Annotated in this window: 20 protein-coding genes; 13 read left to right on the top strand and 7 right to left on the bottom strand. The window is 69.8% G+C overall.

Features of this window, described 5'->3' with window-relative positions:
- Entirely contained in the window at window positions 1-846 is an 846-nt protein-coding gene (locus tag ABZ930_RS23150; RefSeq protein WP_361550649.1) for a helix-turn-helix transcriptional regulator, read from the bottom strand.
- Window positions 847-1,075: 229 nt separating this feature from the next.
- On the opposite strand from ABZ930_RS23150, the gene ABZ930_RS23145 reads away from it, so the two are divergent.
- Window positions 1,076-1,681, top strand: coding sequence for an ATP-binding protein (locus ABZ930_RS23145; protein ID WP_361550647.1), 606 nt, complete (start codon window positions 1,076-1,078; stop codon window positions 1,679-1,681).
- A gap of 201 nt (window positions 1,682-1,882) precedes the next feature.
- Complete coding sequence (locus ABZ930_RS23140; RefSeq protein WP_361550645.1) at window positions 1,883-2,521, top strand: hypothetical protein; 639 nt, start codon at window positions 1,883-1,885, stop codon at window positions 2,519-2,521.
- Window positions 2,522-2,526: 5 nt separating this feature from the next.
- Here the strand turns inward: ABZ930_RS23140 and ABZ930_RS23135 are convergent, their stop codons facing one another.
- From ABZ930_RS23135 to ABZ930_RS23125, 3 genes are all read right to left on the bottom strand, one after another.
- The gene (locus tag ABZ930_RS23135; RefSeq protein WP_361550643.1) at window positions 2,527-5,685 is read right to left on the bottom strand and encodes a DUF3427 domain-containing protein; all 3,159 of its coding nucleotides are present in this window, start codon (window positions 5,683-5,685) and stop codon (window positions 2,527-2,529) included.
- A gap of 204 nt (window positions 5,686-5,889) precedes the next feature.
- Window positions 5,890-6,933, bottom strand: coding sequence for an SEC-C domain-containing protein (locus tag ABZ930_RS23130; RefSeq protein ID WP_361550641.1), 1,044 nt, complete (start codon window positions 6,931-6,933; stop codon window positions 5,890-5,892).
- Between the two features lie 182 nt (window positions 6,934-7,115).
- Window positions 7,116-7,556, bottom strand: a complete 441-nt coding sequence (locus tag ABZ930_RS23125; protein WP_361550639.1) for a DUF3592 domain-containing protein — start codon at window positions 7,554-7,556, stop codon at window positions 7,116-7,118.
- Between the two features lie 117 nt (window positions 7,557-7,673).
- Here ABZ930_RS23125 and ABZ930_RS23120 point away from each other — a divergent pair, with 117 nt between their 5' ends.
- Genes ABZ930_RS23120 through ABZ930_RS23110 form a run of 3 tightly spaced genes read left to right on the top strand, consistent with a single transcriptional unit; the run spans window position 7,674 to window position 10,167 of the window.
- On the top strand, window positions 7,674-8,468 hold the full coding sequence (locus ABZ930_RS23120) for a class E sortase (RefSeq protein WP_361550783.1): 795 nt from the start codon (window positions 7,674-7,676) through the stop codon (window positions 8,466-8,468).
- An 11-nt stretch (window positions 8,469-8,479) separates the two neighbouring features.
- Window positions 8,480-8,683 carry a DUF3311 domain-containing protein gene (locus ABZ930_RS23115; RefSeq protein WP_361550637.1) on the top strand — a complete coding sequence of 68 codons (204 nt, stop codon included), beginning with the start codon at window positions 8,480-8,482 and terminating at the stop codon, window positions 8,681-8,683.
- Window positions 8,680-10,167, top strand: a complete 1,488-nt coding sequence (locus tag ABZ930_RS23110; protein WP_361550635.1) for a sodium:solute symporter family protein — start codon at window positions 8,680-8,682, stop codon at window positions 10,165-10,167. Before ABZ930_RS23115 ends, ABZ930_RS23110 begins: the two co-directional genes overlap by 4 nt.
- Before the next feature lie 389 nt (window positions 10,168-10,556).
- Here ABZ930_RS23110 and ABZ930_RS23105 read toward each other — a convergent pair whose 3' ends face one another.
- Entirely contained in the window at window positions 10,557-11,981 is a 1,425-nt protein-coding gene (locus ABZ930_RS23105; RefSeq protein WP_361550633.1) for an MFS transporter, read from the bottom strand.
- Between the two features lie 109 nt (window positions 11,982-12,090).
- Between ABZ930_RS23105 and ABZ930_RS23100 the strand changes: the two genes are divergently transcribed.
- The 5 genes from ABZ930_RS23100 (at window position 12,091) to ABZ930_RS23080 (ending at window position 16,465) form a co-directional block, all read left to right on the top strand.
- Complete coding sequence (locus ABZ930_RS23100) at window positions 12,091-12,618, top strand: helix-turn-helix domain-containing protein (protein ID WP_361550631.1); 528 nt, start codon at window positions 12,091-12,093, stop codon at window positions 12,616-12,618.
- A gap of 65 nt (window positions 12,619-12,683) precedes the next feature.
- Window positions 12,684-13,001, top strand: a complete 318-nt coding sequence (locus ABZ930_RS23095; RefSeq protein WP_361550629.1) for a DUF6412 domain-containing protein — start codon at window positions 12,684-12,686, stop codon at window positions 12,999-13,001.
- Window positions 13,002-13,089: 88 nt separating this feature from the next.
- Entirely contained in the window at window positions 13,090-13,854 is a 765-nt protein-coding gene (locus ABZ930_RS23090) for a YidC/Oxa1 family membrane protein insertase (protein WP_361550627.1), read from the top strand.
- A 157-nt stretch (window positions 13,855-14,011) separates the two neighbouring features.
- Window positions 14,012-14,869, top strand: coding sequence for a fumarylacetoacetate hydrolase family protein (locus tag ABZ930_RS23085; protein WP_361550625.1), 858 nt, complete (start codon window positions 14,012-14,014; stop codon window positions 14,867-14,869).
- A 210-nt stretch (window positions 14,870-15,079) separates the two neighbouring features.
- Window positions 15,080-16,465 carry a choice-of-anchor A family protein gene (locus tag ABZ930_RS23080; RefSeq protein ID WP_361550623.1) on the top strand — a complete coding sequence of 462 codons (1,386 nt, stop codon included), beginning with the start codon at window positions 15,080-15,082 and terminating at the stop codon, window positions 16,463-16,465.
- On the opposite strand, the gene ABZ930_RS23075 is transcribed toward ABZ930_RS23080, so the two are convergent.
- Both ABZ930_RS23075 and ABZ930_RS23070 read right to left on the bottom strand, forming a co-directional pair.
- The gene (locus tag ABZ930_RS23075; protein ID WP_361550621.1) at window positions 16,449-16,925 is read right to left on the bottom strand and encodes a heme-degrading domain-containing protein; all 477 of its coding nucleotides are present in this window, start codon (window positions 16,923-16,925) and stop codon (window positions 16,449-16,451) included. The genes ABZ930_RS23080 and ABZ930_RS23075 overlap by 17 nt on opposite strands.
- Window positions 16,922-18,004 (bottom strand): Gfo/Idh/MocA family oxidoreductase, encoded by a 1,083-nt coding sequence (locus tag ABZ930_RS23070; protein ID WP_361550619.1) that lies wholly within the window; start codon window positions 18,002-18,004, stop codon window positions 16,922-16,924. Before ABZ930_RS23070 ends, ABZ930_RS23075 begins: the two co-directional genes overlap by 4 nt.
- A 56-nt stretch (window positions 18,005-18,060) precedes the next feature.
- On the opposite strand from ABZ930_RS23070, the gene ABZ930_RS23065 reads away from it, so the two are divergent.
- The 3 genes from ABZ930_RS23065 to ABZ930_RS23055 all read left to right on the top strand — a co-directional run bounded on the left by ABZ930_RS23065 (window position 18,061) and on the right by ABZ930_RS23055 (window position 20,983).
- Window positions 18,061-19,194, top strand: a complete 1,134-nt coding sequence (locus ABZ930_RS23065; protein WP_361550617.1) for an ROK family transcriptional regulator — start codon at window positions 18,061-18,063, stop codon at window positions 19,192-19,194.
- A gap of 180 nt (window positions 19,195-19,374) precedes the next feature.
- On the top strand, window positions 19,375-20,145 hold the full coding sequence (locus ABZ930_RS23060; RefSeq protein WP_361550615.1) for a hypothetical protein: 771 nt from the start codon (window positions 19,375-19,377) through the stop codon (window positions 20,143-20,145).
- Window positions 20,146-20,206: 61 nt separating this feature from the next.
- A complete protein-coding gene (locus ABZ930_RS23055) occupies window positions 20,207-20,983 on the top strand; it encodes a GntR family transcriptional regulator (RefSeq protein WP_361550613.1) in 777 nt (258 codons plus the stop codon).
- Window positions 20,984-21,038 lie beyond the last annotated feature (55 nt).

The raw sequence follows: 21,038 nt of genomic DNA, 5'->3' as shown, positions 1-21,038 counted from the left end.
TCAGGAATGCTCCTCCAGGAGTCTGGTGATCAGCAGGGCTGAGCGCTGCGGGCTGAGCGCCAAAGCCCTGAGGTGATCGAAGGCCTTCGTGTAGAGGGCCACGTCTTTGGGCTCTTCGAGGTAGACCGAGTCGGTCAGTCCCTCTCTGTAGACCATGTCAGGGTCCTCCTGTTCCGGGAAGCCGAGGATCGTGTACGAGCCTGTGGTGGGGTAGGCCCCAGCGTCGAAGGGGAGAACCTGGACCGTCACGTTCTTCAACTTGGCGATTTCCAGCATACGTTCGAGCTGAAGCCTCATGCTCTGGCGGCCGCCCACTACATGCTGCAGCGCGCTCTCATGAACGACAGCCCACAGGTCAGGTGCGCTGTCGTCGGTGAGTAGCTCTTGGCGGCGCATGCGGACGTCGACCATCCGCTGGATGTCCTCGCAGGTGTGGTCGACCCATGCTCGGCTCTGCTCGGCGGCGTACTCGGCGGTTTGCAGCAGTCCTGGGATGAACTCGGCCTGGTAGGTACGCAAGTTGGACGCCGCTTGCTCGAGGCCTACGTAAACGGAGAACCAGGAGGGGATCGCATCGCCGTGAGCGTGCCACCACCCCTTGGTCTTGGACTCTTTGGCTAGTGCCTTGAGGAGGTCGCGGAGCTCGTCTGGTGTTCTGTAGAAGCGGCATAGGGCATCGACGTCCGAGGGCTGAACCCGCCCGCGGCCGGTCTCCATCCGATTGACCTTGGAGCTGCTCCAGTCCAGCTCTTTGCCGACCTGTACGCAGGTGAAGCCGCTCTCCTCGCGGAGCTTCTTCAACTCGATTGCCAATCGGCGGCGACGCGCGGTAGGGGAACCAGACATCTTCAACTCCTGCTCCAGTAGCGGAAGTTCCATCCCACAGGAAGAGCTGTGTCTCGCCAATCACCCGCACGGGGGAATCTCCTTGTGCACGTTGCATGTCGGGACATGCTGACTGCATCCTTCCTGTGATGGCTACTCGTGGTGACGAGTGGTAACGCTCGGCTGATCGCAGCGAGGGGCTTCATTCCGAACGCATCGAGAGGGACGGATCTTGATCCAAGAGGCGTGCATGATGCGCAAGTCGTGGGACTTGGACTTTCTGGCTGAAGCGAAGGAGGTAGCAGAGTTGCGGCGCGTGATGGCCTTTCACTTGAAGGCGTGGGGGTTGCACGAAGCCGTCGCGGCGGCTCAGGTCTGCGTGAGCGAACTCGTTGCCAACGTCATCACGCATGTCGGTGAGGGCACTCCAGCTACCTTGGCGGTCTCCATGAGTGGCACGTTCGTGCGCATGGAGGTCCACGACCCCGACGTGCGTGCTCTGCCGACCCTGCGAAGTGCCACGGATGACGCGGAGTCTGGTCGCGGGTTGGCCCTTGTGGGCGAAGCGGCCGACCGCTGGGGAGTTTTGCTTCGAGCCGATCGCAAGATCACCTGGTGTGAGATCGCAACGACGCTCACGTCGCCCCTTGGCCATGGTGGAGGTGTGTGGGTAACGCGAGCGGAGGCGCTGCTTCGATCCCAGAAGTCATCGTTGATCAGCGTCGCCCTTGCGGAACAGGAGGCGATCAGAGCCATCGCCGACCTTCTTCACTGGCTCCGCTGCCACGGCCGCGACCCCGATGAGGCTCTGGACCGGGCGCAGAACACCTTCGACATGGAGCTTGACGTCTACTAAAACGTGCTCCTGTATGGCGAGTTAGGGCATGAGTAGCCAGTGTGTGTGGGCGGGCAGCATTGCCTCAAAGCCGTGGCTCGGTCCTGGACGGCGACAAGAGGCAACATGCCCAATCTGGACACGGCCGCGTACGAGTGCGTCGATCGACAGCCCATCGGATGAGGCCGGAGCCAGTCCCAACGACCGCTGGCAGGAGATCAAGTGGAATCAGTACTCGCGTCATTATGGGGAATTATCGCGTTTGCCGGATTCGTTAACGCTCTGCTGATACCCAAGGCTGATGGCTACATATCGAGATTCAGGGAGTCGGCAGGCGAGGCCGAGCGGCGCGATGCTCATAGGTGGGGCACGGCCGTCCGCGTGTGCCCGGTGGTTGTCCTGATCGTTGTCATTGCTCTTTCTGTTGCGGCTGGATTAGTTCTTGATGCGAGCTTGATGGATCTGTGTCTGCTGAGCCTCGGAATCGTGGCGCAGGCGGGCTTCACGGCGGCTGTGAGGTATCTGGTGCCAGCAACCTCGACCTCTCTTCCGAACATCACCCTTGCGCGTGGTGTGGATTGGCGGCGGCTGCGTTCGCAATACGGAACACGGCAGACCGTAGTTCGGTTCATTAATCAAACCGAGGTCCCGGTGAAATTGAACTGGGTGGACTGGGAGGGTCAGTTGCAGGACTACGGGACTATCCAGCCCGGCAGGGATCTGGTGATGAACACCTACCTCGGGCACCCATTTTTGCTGAGAAGCACTGAGGGGCGCGACGTGGCTGTTGTCGAGCCGCTGGCCCGGCCGGCGGTCGTCAAGATCCGTAGCGCCGATCTTCCCGACCGCCCGTGCGCGTAAAGCTTCTAACTCGACGCGATCGCTGCGTAGGTCCACACGTCAGCCGGGATTTCGTGCTTCAACTCCCAGGTGATCGCGATGGGGTTACTCCCTGTGTGGTCCACATGGGCGGCTGGCCCGAGCAACATCCATGGCTGTGGGCCGCCGATGTCTGTCTTCTTGTATCGGCGAATGAAGAGCAGGACGTGGCTTCCTTGCGTCACATGGTTTTGGTAGCGCTGGCCAGTTGCTGAGGAGGCGGAAATCTGGTTCTGGGACTCCCAGTGAACGCGTCTTGTTGTCAACGCGTAGTCGTGATAACGAGTTTGCGGAGAGAAGTCCTTCTCGTCTTTCTCTCTCGTGATCAAGAGGGCGTCAGTCTTGAGGGAATCGCACCATCTCACGCCTTCACGGAAATCGCCGGGCATAAAGCCGCCAATGTACGACTGGCCGAGCGCGGGAAGGATCTCCTCTCGGCTGTATGAGGCGTGCACTGTGAGGGGTACCCCGGTGTGGTCACCTAGCAGGGGGATGGGCACATGCTCGGTGTGAGCGAGGTTGTAAGCGAGTACCTGCCGCAGTTCGCTCCGTGTCGCGTCTTGGTTCCGCAGCGTTGCGAAACCTGCGTCGTAGGAGGTGAAGCCCTTGCGTGTCTCGCCGCCGAGCGGCCAGAGCTGGAAGAAGAGCATCCGAGCGTAGGCCTGCCCTTGTTCGTCCAACTCGTCATACGAGGGAGCGTCGTCCTCCAAAAGCCGTGAGTACGCGGCGACGCGCAGCGGGTCATCGACGTGAAGGAAAGCGGGCACTCGTTTGAGGAGCGCAGCTTCCCCCTCCGGGGCGTCCCCCTTGAGGAGGCCAGAGCGACGCAGAATTCCAGTCCAGGAGTTTCCGTTACCGCGGTAGAGCTCCTTCAGTTCGCGGCCGCTTTCATAGAGGTACTTGGCGAGATCTGTTTCACCGTAGTCGGCTACCTCGCGAGCGAGCGCGGTGACGTTCACTCCGATTTGTGCCTTGATGTTGTCGATGATTGTGTGCTTGGCCTTCTCCTCTAGAAGGATCTGGCAACCGGAGGGAAGCTGCGGAAACTCCAGTTCGATGTGGTCGAGCAGGCGCTTGCGGGTAAGGTTGGTGAGTGCTCTGAACTGGTTCTCGAAGCGGAACTCCTTGCGGTGCTGACCAATGAAGTCGAGCACCGTCAGCACCGCCTTGTCCTCGCTGCGTCGGAGGCCGCGGCCGAGCTGCTGAAGGAATACTGTCGCGCTTGACGTGGGGCGGAGAAATAGCAGCGTATCCACGTCTGGGATGTCCAAGCCCTCATTGAGGAGGTCCACGGAGAAGATGACCTGTAGGTCACCGGTCTTCAGGTCGTCCAGTGCCCTCCTGCGAACTTCGGACGGGGTTTCCCCGGACAGGGCAACTGCGTTGAGGCCAGCGGAACGGAAGTAATCTGCCATGAACTCGGCATGCGCTACCGATACGCAGAATCCCAACGCCCGCATAGATCCCGGGTCTGCGATTTTTTCCTGGACCCTCTTGATGATGAGTCGAGCGCGCGCATGGTTACCCGTCATCACCTTGCTCAACCCGGCATCGTCATAGCGGCCGCGTTTCCAAGTCACAGAACTCAAGTCTGTGTTGTCGCTGATTCCGAAGTAGTGGAACGGGCTTAGGAGGTCGTTCTCCAGAGCCTCCCATAGACGCATCTCCGCCGCGATGCGGCCATCGAAGAATTCGTCCTGGATGTTCTTTCCATCTGATCTCTCGGGCGTAGCGGTCAGGCCAAGCAATTCCATCGGGGTGAAGTGCTCGATGAGCTTTCGATAGGTGGGAGCTGTGCCGTGATGAAATTCGTCGATCACGATAACGTCGAAGTGGCCGGGGTCCAATCGCTCTAGCGTGCGTGCGGTGAGCGACTGCACGCTGGCGAACACATGGGTCCAGCGCTCGGGGATCTCGCCGCTATGCAGGTCCTCGCCGAAGTTGCCGTCGACCAGAACATCTTGGTACGTACGCATCGACTGCTGAAGGATCTCCTTGCGATGAGCCACGAAGAGCAGCCGAAGGTCGCGGCCATGTTTCTTGCGTAGCTGCTTGTAGTCGAGCGCTGCCATGACCGTCTTGCCCGTTCCTGTAGCGGCGACCAAGAGGTTCTTGTGCCGGTCATGGACCTCACGCTCGACTTCCAAGCGCTCCAACATGTCGCGCTGGTGGGCGTAGGGGCGCACTTCGAGCCCGGAAAGCGTGATCCTCCGCTCGGCGGAGTCCTTCGACGACCTACCCCCGGCGATGAGGAGGGCTTCGTCGAGACGGGTGCCGTCCACTTCAGGCGCGTACAGCTCAAAGGATGGGTCGCTCCAGTAGGCGTCGAAGGTCGCGCCGAACTTCCGCATGATGTCTGGGGTGGCGACGGTAGACAGCCGCACGTTCCATTCGAGGCCGTCGAGGAGAGCTGCCTTGGACAGGTTGGAGCTGCCGACGTACGCCGTGTTATATCCAGTGTTCCGGTGGAACAGCCATGCCTTCGCGTGGAGTCGCGTTGATCGTGTCTCGTAGTTGACCTTGACCTCGGCATTGAATTCCTGCACAAGGCGGTCTAGAGCAGCTCGGTCGGTGGCCCCGATGTAGGTCGTCGTCAGGACACGAATGGGTACGCCTCGCTCGCGAGCGGCTTCCAAAGACTTCTCGATGACACGCAAACCGTGCCATTTGACGAAGGCGCACAAGAGGTCGATGCGGTCGGCGGTAGCCAACTCGGCTCGCAGCTCAAAACCAAGGCTCGGGTCGTCCGGCGAGTTGGTGATAAGCCCTGCGTCAGAGAGAGGCGTGGCCGGACGTATGGCGTAGACGCCAGGGGCCTCTTGTTCAGCCAGCGCGAGGAGTTGCCGAGGGCCGTCCACGACGGTGTCAATCCACTCGCGAGCGCCCTTAACTGTGGCGAGCGACTCGAGGATCGTGTTGGCGGCAACGACCTGCTCTTCGATGGGCAAGTCCTGAAGGACGCGTCGAACGATCCCGCTCACGTGTCTCGCCAGTACGTGGGGCGACGACTCCTCGCTGACGTCGCTTTCGATGGCCTTCCAGCCGAGGGCTTCCATCTCCTGCACGCGCTGCCGTAGCCGTCGCGTAATCAGAGTCTCGTACAGCCCGACGATGGGCCCCGAACTATCAGACAACTCTGGGTACATGGAAGGTCCCTCTCACCGTTGCGATCGCCGAGAATGTTGTATCAAGGGCAACAGACAACTCGCTCCTGTTCGGGAGTTAGCTGCGTGGTCCTTGAACGTTGTCTACGGCTGACGCTGGTGGCACCAGAGAGGGCGGCTGTCCCGGAACGCTAGGGACCAGGTCCCGGGAACTCGCCGAGTGCGTGCAGCGGCAAGGTCGAGCGGTCAGGCCTGCGACGGCTCCCCGTGACAAGCCCCATAAGCCGCCCCCGACCCACACCAACAAGGGGCATCCTGCGCCGGAGGCCAAGCAACCGCCCGCCCCCGCGCCGCCAGCGTTGTCGCGTACTGCGGGAGCAGCGAGGCGTCGTTCGGGGAGGAGGCTTCCGATGCCGCGAAGGCCTCGTAGGACGGGACCGTGCCCGTGACGATGCCGAGGTTGGCGGTGCCGGACGCCGACAGTTCTCGCAGCGAACCCTCTATCGACGTCAAGTGCGCCTCGTAGGAGGGGTATTCGGCGGAGAGGCCCGGGTACGCCGCGATCAGCTCCGCGTACTCCGTCGACGGCCAGTGCAGGACGGCCACCGGGAACGGGCGCGACAGCGCCTCGCGGTAGGTGCCCAACTCGGCGCGGAGGCGGGAGATTTCGGCCTGGAGTTCTGCCGGGTTCTCCGAGCCGAGGGACCACAGGCGCTTGGGGTCGTGGAGTTCGTCGAGGGAGACCGGGGTGCGGTTGGCCTGGTCGGCGAGGGCGTCCCACTCGTCGTGCGGGGTGCCCAGGAGGCGGCGGACGCGGTGCCGGCCCAGGAGGAGGGGGTGCTTGGCGAGGGGGACGCCCGATTCCCGCTCCGACGCCGGGACGAGGAGTTCCAGCGCCTCGGTGAACGTCTCGTGGGCCTGCTCCAGCTCGTCGTGCTGCTCCAGGGACTCCGCGATGATGACCCACGGCGCCGGGGTGCGCGGAGCGGTGGTGCGCAGGCCCGTGATGATGGCGTTGGCCTCCGCCTCGTGGCCGTACTCCCACAGGTTCGCCGCCTTGAGGGCGCGGATCAGGGACGGGTCGTGGACGTCCGGCGCGGCGAGCAGGCCGTCGTAGAGCGTCGTGGCGCGCTCGCGGTCGTCGGCCAGTTCGTAGTGGGCCGCGGCCTGGAGGAGCAGCGGCTCCGCGTCCTCGGGATACATGTCCGCCGTGCGTTCCAGACGCTCGGCTTCCGCTACGTGGTCGGCACGGTCGTTCTCGGCGGGCGTGGCAGGCGTGTCGGGGCGCATGAGGGACACCGTACTGCCGGAATCCGCAGGGCGGACCGTTCGGATCGGGTGCGGTGGGCGGCCGCCCCGCGGCCGGGGAGCGCCCCCGCGGCCTGGGAGTGCCCCGCGGCCGGGGAGCGCCCTCCGCCGCGGGGGCCTCGGGACCGGCGGCCTCGAGACCGGCGCCCCCGGGACCGGCGGCCTCAGTAGCGCGGACGCAGGCCGTTCACGACGTGGGCCAGGCGCCAGACCACCACGATCAGTGTTCCGGCCCACAGAAAGGTGCCGAGGTACAGGCCGCGGACGCAACTGCGGTACCGGGAGTCCGTCTCCAGCGCGGCCAGCTCCGGGTGCGAGGGGTCGAAGCGGACACGGACCCGTGCGCCCTCCGGGATGGCGTGGGCGCCGGAGGCGTCGGGCAGGGCCGCCTCGTGCGCCGTGCCGTCGGCGGCCGTCCAGGACACCACCGGGTGCAGGGTCGCGTACGTGGCCTCGCGCGACGCCGTGTGGCCGGTGACCGTCGCGTCGACCACCGTGCCCGTCGTGCGGCGCAGGGTCTCCGTCACGAGCTGGACACCGGACGTCACGGTCAGGGCGAGTCCGGCGGAGAAGGGCAGCAGGGCCAGGAGCCAGATGGTGGTCACGGGCGTCACCCTAGGGGCGGACGGCCCAATCGGGCCTTGGCTCTGGATAGTTGGAGCGCCGCGATCTATCTTGCGCGCGTGCCGCAACGTACGCGTACGGACAGCAGGCCCCAGGTCATGGCGCAGGGGCGCCGCGACCGGCCGGTGGCCGCCCGCGTCCTGTGGAGCGGCGCCGAGATCGCCGTCACCTTCGGGCTGATCCTGCTGCTGCTCGTCGTGCACCAGCTGTGGTGGACGAACCGGGAGGCCAGGGCCGGGGCCGAGCGGAAGGTGCACTCCCTGGAACGGCAGTGGGGGCAGGAGCGGGGAGAGGGACAGGAGCCCTCGGACCCGGCTGGGGACACTGGGGACACCTCCGCGCCGGCGACCGGCGGGGGCGGTGACGATCCCTCGGTGAGCGGTGGCGACGCGGGGCAGCCGTCCGGTCGCGGAGCCGTGGCCGCCGCTCCGCGACCGGACTACGACCAGGCGTACGCGATCATCTCCATCCCGCGCCTCGGCCTGCGGGCGCCCGTCGCGCAGGGGATCAGCAAGCCGAACGTCCTCAACCACGGCTACGTCGGCCACTACCCGGGCACCGCCCAGCCCGGCGGCGCCGGGAACTTCGCGCTGGCCGGGCACCGCAACACGCACGGGGAACCGTTCCGCTACATCAACCGGCTGCGCCGCGGCGACACCGTCCTCGTACAGACGAAGAGCGCCACGTACACGTACGTCGTCGACAGGACGCTCGCGCAGACGTCGGCGTCCGACGGGGGCGTGATCGCTCCCGTGCCGCGCAGCCGGGTCGTGCCGTCCGCCGGGTACAAGCAGCCCGGGTACTACCTCACCCTCACCACCTGCACCCCCGAGTTCACCTCGCGGTACCGGCTCGTGGTGTGGGGGAAGCTGAGCCGGATGACGCCCCGATAGGCTCCCTCTCCGTGATCAAACGGCCTCATCTGCTCTGGCTCCTCGTGCCCTTCGTGCTGTACATCGGCGCGCTTCCGTTCGTGAACCGCGTCGAACCCGTGGTGCTCGGGCTGCCGTTCCTGTTCGTGTGGCTGCTCGCCGCGACCCTGCTCACGCCCGTCGCCGTGTGGCTCACCTGGCGCGGGGACCGCAGGATGCGGGAGGCCCGCCGATGAGTGACGGTGCCGTCGCCACCACCCTCTTCGGCGTCTTCATGGTCGCCACCGTCGCCCTCGGGCTGCTCGCCGTCCGGGGCCGGGGCGGGGGCGGCGGGCTCGCCGAGTGGTCGGTGGGCGGGCGCTCGCTCGGGGCCGTGTTCATCTGGGTGCTGATGGCGGGGGAGGGGTACACCAGCTTCAGCTATCTCGGGGCCGCCGGGTGGGGGTACAACTTCGGCGCGCCCGTCCTGTACGTCGTCGCCTACATGTCCTGCGGATACGCCGTCGGGTACGTCGTCGGGCCGATGCTGTGGGCCTACGCGCGACAGCACGGGCTCGTGTCCATCACCGACATGGTCGCCCACCGGTTCGGGCGGCCGTGGGTGGGCGCCGCCGTCGCCGTGCTCGTGACGGTCTTCCTGCTGCCCTACATCCAGTTGCAGATCACGGGCATGGGGGTCGTCGTCTCCACGATCTCCTACGGTGCCATCAGCCTCAACTGGGCCTATTTCATCGGCTTCGCCGTCACGACGGTCTTCGTGGTCGTGAGCGGGCTGCGGGGCAGTGCGTGGGTGTCCGTCCTCAAGGACCTGCTCGTCATCGTCACGCTGGCGTTCCTCGCGCTGTACGTTCCCGTGCACTACTTCGACGGGTACGGGGACTTCCTCGGGCGGCTCGTCGACGAGAAGAGCGCGTGGCTGACCCTGCCGGGCAGTGGCGGGTCGCCCTACGGGGAGGCGTGGTTCGCCACGACGACCTTCCTGAACGCGCTGACCGTCGTCATCTTCCCGACCACCGTCGCCGGGTATCTGGGCGCGCGCAGTGCCGACGGGCTGCGGCGCAACGCCATCTGGCTGCCCGCCTACAACGTGCTGCTGTTCGTGCCGATGCTGCTCGGGATGGCGGCGCTGTTCGTGGTGCCGGGGCTGACCGGGGCCGACTCCAATCTGGCGCTGTTCAAGCTGGTCGTCGACTCGCTGCCGGCCTGGGCCGTCGGGATCATCGGGGTCGCGGCCGCGCTGTCGTCGATCGTGCCGATGGCTGTGTTCATGCTGGTCATCGGCACGATGTGGGGGAGCAGCGTGTTCTCGCTCGTGCCGCGGTGGCGGGAGTCGTCGCAGGCGCAGAAGACGTGGTCGCAGGTGGTGGTCGTCGTGGCCGGGGGGCTGGCGCTGGTGCTGACGTACTCGGCGCCGAACACCTTGGTGCGGCTGTCTCTCATTTCGTATGAGGGGATGGCGCAGTTGGTGCCGATGTTGTTGGTGGGGTTGGTGTGGCGGCGGTTGAGTCTGGTGGGGGCGTTGAGTGGGGTTGTGGTGGGGGTGGGGGTTGTCTGTGGGCTGGTGTTCAGTGGGCGGGATCCTGTGTGGGGGGTGAATGCCGGGATCGTGGCTCTCGCGCTGAATCTTGGGGTCACGCTCTTGGTGACGTACGCGCGTCCGGCTGATCGGGATGAGCGGCTGGACCGGGAGGTGCTGGCCCGGGATCCGGTGGTCGGGTGACCGTCCGGTGGGGGTGGGGGCGCTTTGGGTCGTCCTTCGTCCGCGGGCCGGTGGGGCTTCTCGCGCAGTTCCTCGCGCCCCTGAAAGATCCGCGTCTGCCCTACGGGGTTCGTCGCCATCTGCGGGCCGGTGGCCGCTTCTCGCGCAGTTCCCCGCGCCCCTGGGCCGTCCGTCATGCGCGGCTCTCGTCGTGGTTGCTCGCGCAGTTCCCCGCGCCCCTGGAGCGTGCGCTTCGCGCTGCTCTTTTCGTTGTCGGCTGACGGCCGGTGGCCGCTTCTCGCGCAGTTCCCCGCGCCCCTGAAGGCTTGCGCTGCGCGCACCCTTCCCCGATGAGATGGCGCACGCAGTGCGCATCTCAGGGGCGCGGGGAACTGCGCGGCCAGCCACACTCAAGCCGCGCTGGAACGACGTTCCCGCAAGGTCAGGAGCAGGGTCGCCGCCACCACCGCCAGGGCGGCCGAGACGATCAGTGCCGTGTTCATGCCCTCGGACAGGGCGTGGGGCGAGGTTCCGGAAGACGTGGCGAGCGCGATCATCAGGGACACGCCGGCCGCCGAACCGATGTACCGAGCCGTGTTGTTGGCGCCGGAGCCCATCGCGGCGCGGCCGGCCGGGACGGACTCCACGGCCAGGAGGGGCAGCGCGGCGTTGAGCAGGCCGCTGCCGATGCCCGAGATGAGCAGGCCAGGGAGCAGCCGGGTCCAGTGGCCGGAGCCCGCCGCGCCCAGCAGGGTCAGCACGGCCAGCGCGTGCAGGGCGAAACCGACGGCCAGTTGATGCCGCGGGGAGACCCGGCCGGCGAGGCGCCGCGCCTGGAGGGCCACCACGAAGCCCGCGCCGGACCAGATGACGAACAGGCCCGCCGTGCCCATCGGGGTCACCGCCATCGTGCGCTGGACCAGCGTCGGAACGTAGCTGAAGAGCGCGATGACGGACAGACCGGTGAAGAACGCGCCGGCCGTGGAGGCGAGGAAGAGCGGGCGGCGCAGCAGCGACAGGTCCAGCATCGGGGTGGCGCCGCGGCGTTCCACGACGACGAAGGCCGTCAGGAGGGCGACCGCCGAGGCGAGGAGAACACCGACCGGCGCGCGCAGCCAGCCGTCGCGGCCGAGCGTCAGCGCGGCGAGGAGCGCGGCCAGCGCGAGGCCGAGCGTGAGGGCGCCGGGCAGGTCGGGGCGGCCGCCCCGGGGCGAGCGCGACTCGGTGAGTGAGCGCGGCGCCAGCGCGGCGACCAGCAGGGCCGCCACGGCGAGCGTGCCGTACGCCCAGCGCCAGTCGGCGACCTGGGACACGTAACCCGACACGACCGGGCCGAGCGCGATGCCGCCGCTGACGAACGCGCCCCACACTCCGGTGGCCCGGATCCGCCCGGACAGGGTCGGGAAGGCGTGCACCAGCAGGCCCAGGCTCGCGGCCAGGATCGCCGCCGACGCCGCGCCCTGTGCGATCCGGGCGAGGGTGAACAGCAGGGTGGTCGGGGCCAGCGCGCCCAGTGCCGTCGTCAGGCCGAGCGCGAAGGTGCCGAGGAGGAACGCGCGGCGGCGCCCGTAGTCGTCGGCCAGGCTGCCCGCGACCAGGAGCAGCGCGGCGAGGCCGAGCGGGGTGCCGTTCAGGAGCCAGGCCTGCGCGGAGAGGCCGGTGTGCAGGGACGCGGCCGTGTCGCCGAGCGTGACCATCGGCGCGGTGTACGTCATCAGGGCCACCGCGGTCGCCGCGCTGGTCACGGCGAGGGTGGCGGCCGGGCGTGGTTCCGGCGCCGCGGGGTGGGCGAGGGCGGGGGCGGGAGCCGGTGCCGTGCGGACGGGCTGGGACATGGGTCGCCATCCAGAGGTGGGTTCAGTGAATGAACTGATGGTGCCCGATGAACGTAGCACGGTTGGTTCGTTCATTGAACCTGGGATCGGGAAATGGCAGAGTGGGGGCATGGCTCTCGGCAAGGACTACGTGACCCAGGAGTGCTCCATCGCCCGCGCGCTGGAGATCGTCGGCGAGCGCTGGACGCTGCTCGTCGTGCGCGACGCCCTCTACGGCGTGCGGCGCTACAACGACTTCCTCGTGCACCTGGGCATCCCGCGCGCCGTCCTCGCCTCCCGCCTCCAGGCGCTCACCGGCGCCGGAATCCTGGAGAAGCGGCGCTACCAGGAGTCCCCGCCGCGCGACGAGTACGTCGTCACCGGGCGCGGGCGCGAACTGTGGCCGGTGCTGCGCTCGCTCAGCGCCTGGGGGCGGGGCATTCCCGGGGCCCTGCCGATGCGTGAGTTCCGGCACGCCGCGTGCGGCACCCCGCTCGGCATCGTCGGGGAGTGCGCGACCTGCGGCGGGCCCGTGCCGCTCGAGGACGTCGAGATGCTGCCCGGCGCGGGGCTCGACCCGGACCCCGCCGATCCGGTCAGCCGCGCCCTGCTCGCACCCCGGCGCCTTCTTCAGCCGGTCGTGACCGAGCCTGTATAACTGGCAGGACATCGATTCGCGGAGAACGACGGATACGCGGAGAACGACGGAGAGGAGGACGGCGCATGTCCCGTACGGGCACCTGGGTCGCGACGCTGCGCCCGGCCGCGCTGCTGCTCTTCCTCCTCGTCGAGTCCGTCCTCGTCGACACCGGCAGCCTCGCCGGGGCCGTCGCGCTCGCCGCGACCGCCGCCGCGGGCTCCGCGCTCGCCGTCTGCTCCCTGCTCACCGCGCGCTCCGCGCCCGCCGTGCCGCCGACCAGCGTGCGCACGGCGATGCGGGACCGCAGGCACCGCACGGCCTTCCTGCCGCAGCGCGACCCCGACGCACGGGGGCGCACCCGACCCCGAGCGCCCGGACGTCTCGTCCCGACGGCCTGCTGACCCGGCTGCTCCTCCTGCCGGGCCCGCGGTCCGTCACGCCGAAACCACTCCTGTTTCCGGCACGACGAGACCCCCGGAGGGCTCACCCATGTCGTCGTTCATGTCCGTATTCGCCAGTCTTGTCGAGCACTTGGCGACCCTGCTCCAGCCGCTCTTCCACGCCTCGGCGACCGCCGCCGCGATCGTCCTGTTCACCGCGCTCGTACGGCTCCTCGTCCATCCCCTGTCGCGGGCCGGCGCCCGGGGCCAGCGCGACCGCATGAAGCTCCAGCCGCGCATCGCCGAACTGCGCAAGAAGCACGGCAAGAACACCGAGGCGCTACAGAAGGCGATCATGGAGCTGCACCGCGAGGAGAAGGTCTCCCCGCTCTCCGGCTGCCTGCCGATGCTGTGCCAGATGCCGGCGTTCTTCCTGCTCTACCACCTGTTCTCCAGCACCAGCATCGGCGGCGACCCCAACGCCCTGCTCGGCCACACCCTCGGCGCCGCCCCGCTGGGCGGGCGCTTCAAGGACGCGCTCGCGCACGGCGGGCTCTTCGGGGCGCAGGGGCTGGTGTACGTGGCGCTGTTCGTGCTCGTCGCGGCCGTGGCCACCTTCAACTACCGGCGCACGAAGCGGCAGATGGCACTGTCCGCGGCCGCGACGCCCGCCTCGGACCAGCCGCAGGTGCCGGGCATGGGCGCGATGACGAAGCTCATGCCGCTGATGTCCTTCATGACCCTGTTCTCGGTGGCCTACGTGCCGCTCGCCGCCGCGCTGTACATCGTCACCTCGACGACCTGGAGCGCCGTCGAACGCGCCGCCCTCTACCGCGACATGCCGTACGCGGGCGCCGCGGCGCTCCCCGTCTGAGGCGGCGTCCGAGGCGGCGTCCGAGTCAGGGGGCGGGTCCAGTCCGTGAACGGGGTATTGCGGACTGGACGCCGAACTTGGAGGATCGACCAGACCTCCGATGGCTGAGGCCGCACCTTGCCATGGAGGCTCCTCCTAGATCAGAGGGAGTTACACCATGAAGCTGCTGCGAGTCGGACCCGCCGGAGCCGAGCGTCCCGCACTCCTCGACGCCGAGGGAACCCTCCGTGACCTGTCGGGACTCGTCCCCGACGTCGACGGGGCGCTGCTCGCGGACGACGCCGCGCTGGACCGGGTGCGGGCCGCCGCCGCCTCCGGAGAGCTGCCCGCCCTTGACTCCGCGGGTCTGCGCGTCGGCCCGCCGGTGGCCCGGATCGGCAAGGTCGTGTGCATCGGCCTGAACTACCACGACCACGCCGCCGAGACCGGCGCCGAGCCGCCCGCCGAGCCCGTCGTCTTCTTCAAGGCCGCGGACACGGTGGTCGGCCCGGACGACACGGTGCTCGTTCCGCGCCGCTCCACCAAGACCGACTGGGAGGTGGAGCTGGCCGTGGTCATCGGACGTACGGCCCGCTATGTCGAGTCCCACGAGGCCGCGCTGGCCTGTGTCGGCGGGTACGCGGTCGCGCACGACGTCTCCGAGCGCGAGTTCCAGATCGAGCGCGGCGGCACCTGGGACAAGGGCAAGAACTGCGAGACGTTCAACCCGCTCGGGCCGTGGCTGGTGACGCCCGACGAGGTCCCCGACCCGCAGGCGCTCGGCCTGAAGCTGTGGGTCAACGGCGAGCTGAAGCAGGACGGCAGCACCGCCGACCAGATCTTCTCCGTGGCGGAGGTCGTGCGCTACGTCAGCCAGTTCATGACCCTGTATCCCGGTGACGTCATCAACACCGGGACGCCGGCGGGGGTCGCCATGGGGCAGCCCGAGCCGAAGCCGTATCTGCGGGCCGGGGATGTGGTGGAGCTGGAGATCTCGGGGCTGGGGAGGCAGCGGCAGGAGCTGAAGCCGGCCTAGTCGCTCCGCTCGGGGGGCTGGTCATCGCGGGTGCGCCGTTGCGGGTGCGGGTGCGTTGGCGGGTACCGGCCGGTGGGGCTTCTCGCGCAGTTCCCCGCGCCCCTGGGGGGCGCACTTCGTGCGGTCCCCAGGGCCCCGAGGGGCCCCCGAACGGGGGGCCTCGGGGCGTGGCTGCTTTCTGGGGGCGGGGGGCGTTCACATAGTGCGTCTATGGGAAAAATCAGCGCGCGCATGTCCGTGGCCGCCATGGCGGCCCTGCTGGTCGGGGGTGCCGCCGGGGTCGCCGTCGCGGATCCGCTGCCGGGCGGGCTCGGGCCCTGTCTGGGGAGTCAGTGTCCCGGCACCTACCCGGACCCGAACAACGGCGCCCCGACCGGGCGGGACAGCAACATCAACGTCTTCGTCGGCGGCGACATGCTCGTCCGGCGCTCGGCCGCCGAGGCGGAGGGCAAGGTCGTCGTGCTCGGCGACTTCGACCAGGACAAGGACGCCGGGGTCTCGCAGATCTACAACGTGGGCGTCGCGGGCGTCGGCTCACGCGTCCCGCCCCCCGACGACACCGACTTCCTCACCGTCGGCGGGAACGTCACCGTCGACTCCGGCGAGCGCCTCGCCGTGGAGGACGCCAGCGCCCACGGCGACGTACGGCACGCGGGCACCCTCACCGGCACCGTCGAGACCGACCACATCCGCGACGCCGACGCCGTCGCGCCCTACACCGCGCTGCGCAAGCAGTTGCAGGACGCCAGCCACTGCTACGCGTACGTGGGCGGCGACCGCCGCACCCCGACCGGCACGGCCGTGAACGACGGCAGCAGCACCGTCTTCACCGGCGACGGCCGGTCTCCGATCCAGATCTTCGACGTCGACTTCGACCTGGTCAGCAGGAGCGGCGGCCAGGAGGGCTTCTCGTTCGCCGGGATTCCGTCCGGCGCCACCGTCCTCGTCAACGTCTACGGGGACGCGCGCCAGATCAACACGTACGAGGCGATGCTCCCCGCCGAACTCCGCGACCGGCTGCTGTGGAACTTCCCCGACGCCACGGACGTGACCCTCGCCGGCACCACCCAGTTCTCCGGCAGCACCCTGGTCGGCAACCCGGCCAGTACGACCACGGTGACCATGTCCGGGTTCAACGGCAGGTTCTACACCGCAGGTTCGCTCACCCACGCATCGTCGGCCGGGGGCGGTGGCGGCCAGGAGTTCCACGCCTACCCGTTCGTGGGCGACCTGCCGTCCTGCGACGACACCAGCCCGACGCCGACTCCTACGCCGACACCTACACCCACTCCTACGCCCACGCCGACTCCAACGCCTACTCCGACCCCCACGCCGACGCCGACCCCCACGCCGACTCCCACACCGACCCCAACTCCCACACCGACCCCGACTCCGACTCCCAGCCCCTCCGAAAGCACCCCCGGCACGACGGGCGGCGGGGGTTCGAGCGGCGGCACCGGGGGCGGGGAGCTCGCCGAGACCGGGTCGCCCGGGGGCGTCGTGGTGCTCGGCGGGATCGCCGCGGCCACCCTGACGGCGGGCGCGGCGATCGCCGGCGCGACGCGCAAGAAGCGCGGGGTCAGCCCGCGTCGATGAAGCGGCTCAGGGCCTCCACCACGAGGGCGTGGTCCTCGACCTGGGGGAGGCCCGAGACGACGACGGTGCCGACGACGCCCGTGCCCCGCACGGTCAGCGGGAAGGCTCCGCCGTGCGCCGCGTACGTGTCCGGGTCCAGGCGGGACGAGTCCTCGAACGTCGTGCCCTTGGCCCGGAAACGGGTGCCGACCAGCAGCGAAGAGACCTGGTAGCGCTCCACCACCCGGCGCTTGCGGGCGATCCACGCGTCGTTGTCCGGCGTCGAGCCGGGCAGCGCCGCGTGGAAGAGCTGCTGGCCGGAGCGCGTGATGTCGATCGCGACCGGCGCCCGGCGCTCACGGGCCAGCTCCACCAGCAGAGTGCCGAGCCGCCAGGCGGCGTCGTGGTCGAAGCCGTCCAGGACCAGGCGGCGCTCCTGCTCCTCCAGGGCCGGGATGTCGGGAGTGGAGGGAGTGCTCACAGGGTCACCGTCACCTTCTGGTCGGCGGAGCGGCGGGCCGCTTCCAGGACGTCGAGGGCGTCCGCCGCCTGGGTGGCGGGCACCGGGTTCGGGGCGCCGTCGCGCAGGGCGGCGGCGACGGCCGCGTAGTAGGCCGGGTAGTCGCCGTCCACCGTCGGCTGCGGGCGGCCGCCGCCGGTCGCCGGGGACTCGCCGGAGCCGACCCGGCCCCACATCGACTCGCACTCCACGCCCCACGGCTCGCCGGCCACCGGGCGCCTGCCGTCGCGCAGGGCCGCCTCCTGCGGGTCGAGGCCGTACTTCACATAGCCCGCCTGCGAGCCGAGGACGCGGAAGCGCGGGCCGAGCTGGGCCGTGGTCGCCGAGACGTAGAGGTGCGAGCGGACGCCGTTCGCGTGCGTGATCGCGATGAACGTGTCGTCGTCGGCCTCCGCGCCCGCGCGCCGCACGTCGGACTCGGCGTAGACCGAGACGGCCGGGCCGAACAGCACCAGGGCCTGGTCGACGACGTGGCTGCCGAGGTCGTAGAGCAGGCCGCCGATCTCCTCCGGGTTCCCGGACTCGCGCCAGCCGCCCTTGGGCTGCGGGCGCCAGCGCTCGAAGCGCGACTCGAACCGCCACACGTCGCCCAGCTCGCCGTCCTTCAGGAGGGACTGGAGGGTCAGGAAGTCGTTGTCCCAGCGGCGGTTCTGGAAGACCGAGAGCAGCAGCCCGCGCTCGTCGGCGAGCGCCGCCAGCTCACGGGCCTCGGCGGCCGTGCCCGCCACCGGCTTGTCCACGACGACCGGAAGACCGGCCTCCAGCGCGGCCTTCGCGAGCGGTACGTGCGTCTTGTTCGGCGACGCGATGACGATCAGGTCCAGCTCGCCGGCGTGCTCCCACAGCTCGTCGGGGGAGGCCACGAAGCGCAGCCCGTCGCCGTGCTCGGCGCGGGCCTGCGCCTGCCGCTCCGGGTTCGAGGTGACGACCGTGTCGAGGGTCAGGCCCTCGGTCGCGGCGATCAGCGGGGCGTGGAAGACGGAGCCCGCGAGGCCGTAGCCGATCAGGCCCACGCGAAGAGAAGCACTCGTACCAGTCATGCTCCCCACTTAAACAACGCTGTTGCCAAAGTGCAAGCGGGAGGGACAATGGCGGGGTGAACACGCATGTCACGCATGCCCAGCATGCGCAGCCCACCGCGGGCGTGAACCTGACCGCCCTGCGCGGGCACAACGCCGCGCTCGTGCTCGACCTGCTCCGCACCGCCGGGGAGCACGGCATCAGCCGCCTGGAGCTGGCCGAGCGCACCGGCCTGACCCCGCAGGCCGTCAGCAAGATCACCGCCCGGCTCCGGGGCGAGGGGCTCGCCGTCGAGGCGGGCCGCCGGGCCTCCACCGGCGGCAAGCCGCGCACGGTGCTGCGGCTGGTCGCGGACGCCGGGCACGCGGTGGGCCTGCACCTGGACCGCGACGAACTGCACACCGTCCTGACCGATCTGTCGGGGGCGGTCGTCGCGAGCCGGCGGGTCCCGCTCGACCTGGGCGCGGGAGCCGAGGCCGTCCTCGCCGCCGCGGCCTGCGCGGTGGACCGGCTGCTCGACGAGGCCGCCCAGGGGCAGGCGCTCGGCGTCGGCGTCGCCGTGCCCGGACCGCTCGACCACACCGACGGGGTGCTGCACCGGGTCACCGGCTTCCCGCAGTGGGACGGGTTCCCGCTGCGCGACGCGCTCGCCGAGCGGCTCGGGCTGCCGGTCGTCGTCGACAAGGACACCAACGCCGCCGCGCTCGGCCTCGCCCTCGGCGCGGGTGGGGACGGCCCGCGCTCCTTCGTCTATCTGCACCTCGGGACCGGGCTCGGCGCCGGGCTCGTCCTGGGCGGCGCGCTGTACCGCGGGGCGCGCACCGGGGCGGGGGAGTTCGGCCACCAGGTGATCCAGCTGGACGGGCCGCTGTGCGACTGCGGCAACCGCGGCTGCATCGAGGCGCTGTGCCTGGCCGCCGTCGCGCGCGGCACCGATGCAGGCCTGGACGAGGCCGCGCGGGTGCTCGGCGAGGGGGCGGGGAACCTGGTGAGCCTGCTCGACATCGACGCCGTGCTGCTCGGCGGGCGGACCGTGCTCGGCGCCGAGGAGCGGTTCGTGGGCGGGGTCGGCGCGGTGCTTCAGGCGCGGGCACGGCGCGGCGGGTGCGCGCCGATACCGGTGCGCGGGGCACCCGGCGGCGCCGGCCTCGTCGTCGAGGGCGCCGCCCAGCTGATCCTCGCCCCCCTCTTCGGCAGGCTGGTCCGCTAGGGCGGCGGGCGATAGGGGGCGCTGGGCCGAAAGAGGGCCGTTCGGCGGGCTATTTGATGGTTATCCGCTCGCGGGCGGTCGTGGCGCGGCCGTCGTGCCGGGCGGGCGTGGCAGCGTGCGGGGCGCCACGGCGTCGGCCGTGCCCGCGACCGCCCGACCCCGGACCAGCAAAGGCCCCGCATGCGACTGCGCCGCCCGCTCGCCCTCGGCATCACCGCGACCGCCGCCGCCCTGGCGCTCGCCGGACCGCCCCCGGCGACCGCGCACGGCGGGGCCCCGGTCGCCCGCGAGGTCTCCCGCGACCTCTCCTGCGACGCGGCGGCCGACGGGACCCGCTTCCCGGTCGACGCCCGGATCCACCCGGGGCCCGACACCTACCACCCCGGCGACGGCCATCGCCGCTGGTCGATCGACCTCACCAACACCACCGGCAGCAGCTGCTCCGCCATCCACCCCGTGCTCGTCCTCGTCGACCGGGAACGGAAACTGAAGCCCCGCCAGATCCGGCTGGAGTTCCACGACGGTACCCGCTGGCGGCCGGTGCCCTTCGAGCACACCGACGAGGACGAGAACATCGGCGTCCTCGACGACGGCTTCCCCGGCTTCCCGGTCGGCGCGGGCCGCACCGTGACCGTCCAGCTGCGGCTCGCCTTCACCGCGGACACCCGACCCGGCCGGGTCGTCGCCGACGCCGCCGTCGTGCAGCGCCGGGGCGACGACGGCGACTGGGTGGGGGAGTCCGGCGACTACCCGTTCGCGATCGCCGACGACGCCGACGCCGACGCCGGCGCCGACGAGGAGACGGGCCCGTCCCCGTCCCTGCCCGACCAGCTCGCCGAGACGGGCCGCGACGCCTCCCTGCTCGGCCTCGGCGCCACCGCCTGCGCCCTCCTCGCCTGCGGCGGCGCCCTCGTCATCGGATCCCGCCGCCTGCGCCTCCCGAGGAGCTGAAACCGGCCCCTCGCGCACCCGGCGACCCGGTCCGTTCACCCGCGTCTGGGACCATCCCCGCGTGGACCACCCGAACTACCCGCACGCCCAGGCCCCCGGCGCCCCCGTGCGCGACGGCATTCCCGAGCACGGCCGGATCCCCAAGTACTACGCCGTCAAGGCACAACTCGGCGCACTCGTCGACGAGTTGGGAGAAGGCGAGGCGCTGCCCACCGAACGCGACCTCGCCGTGCGGCACGGCGTCGCGCGCGAGACCGTCCGGCAGGCGCTGCGCGACCTGCTGCTCGAAGGACGGCTGCGCCGCCGCGGCCGGGGCACCGTCGTCGCCGGACCCAAACTGGAGCAGCCGCTCTCCCTGGCCTCGTACACCGAGGGCGTGCGCCGCCAGGGCAGGCGGCCCGGCCGCACCCTCATCGGCCTCGACCGCTTTCCGTGCCCGCCCGCGCTCGCGCCCGAGATCGGCCTGGAGCGCGGTGAGCCCGTCTGGCACATGGAGCGGGTGCTGCTCGCCGACGACGAGCGGGTCGGCCTGGAGTCCACCTATGTGTCCGTGGCCCGGATGCCCCGCCTCGACCAGGACTTCGACCCCGACTCGTCCTTCTACTCGTACGTCCACGAGCGCCTCGGCATCGACTTCGGCTCCGCCGACGAACGCATCGAGACGGTGCTCGCCACCCCGCGCGAGGCGCTGCTCATCGGCACGCCGCCCGCACTGCCCATGCTGCTGATCCACCGCGTCTCCTACGACACCGGGGGCGACCCCACCGAGCGGGTGCGGACGCTGTACCGGGGCGACCGGTTCTCCTTCACCACGCGGCTGGGCGGAAACGACCGGTAGCGGCGGACAACTGCCCTTTGCTCTCGGCCCGTTGAGCCGAATCGACGCGGAACGA

The sequence above is a fragment of the Streptomyces sp. NPDC046716 genome (assembly GCF_040645755.1).
In the GTDB taxonomy this organism is placed as follows: domain Bacteria; phylum Actinomycetota; class Actinomycetes; order Streptomycetales; family Streptomycetaceae; genus Streptomyces.
Note: the sequence above shows the minus strand (reverse complement) of the source record. Positions and strands in the feature narration are given on the sequence as shown.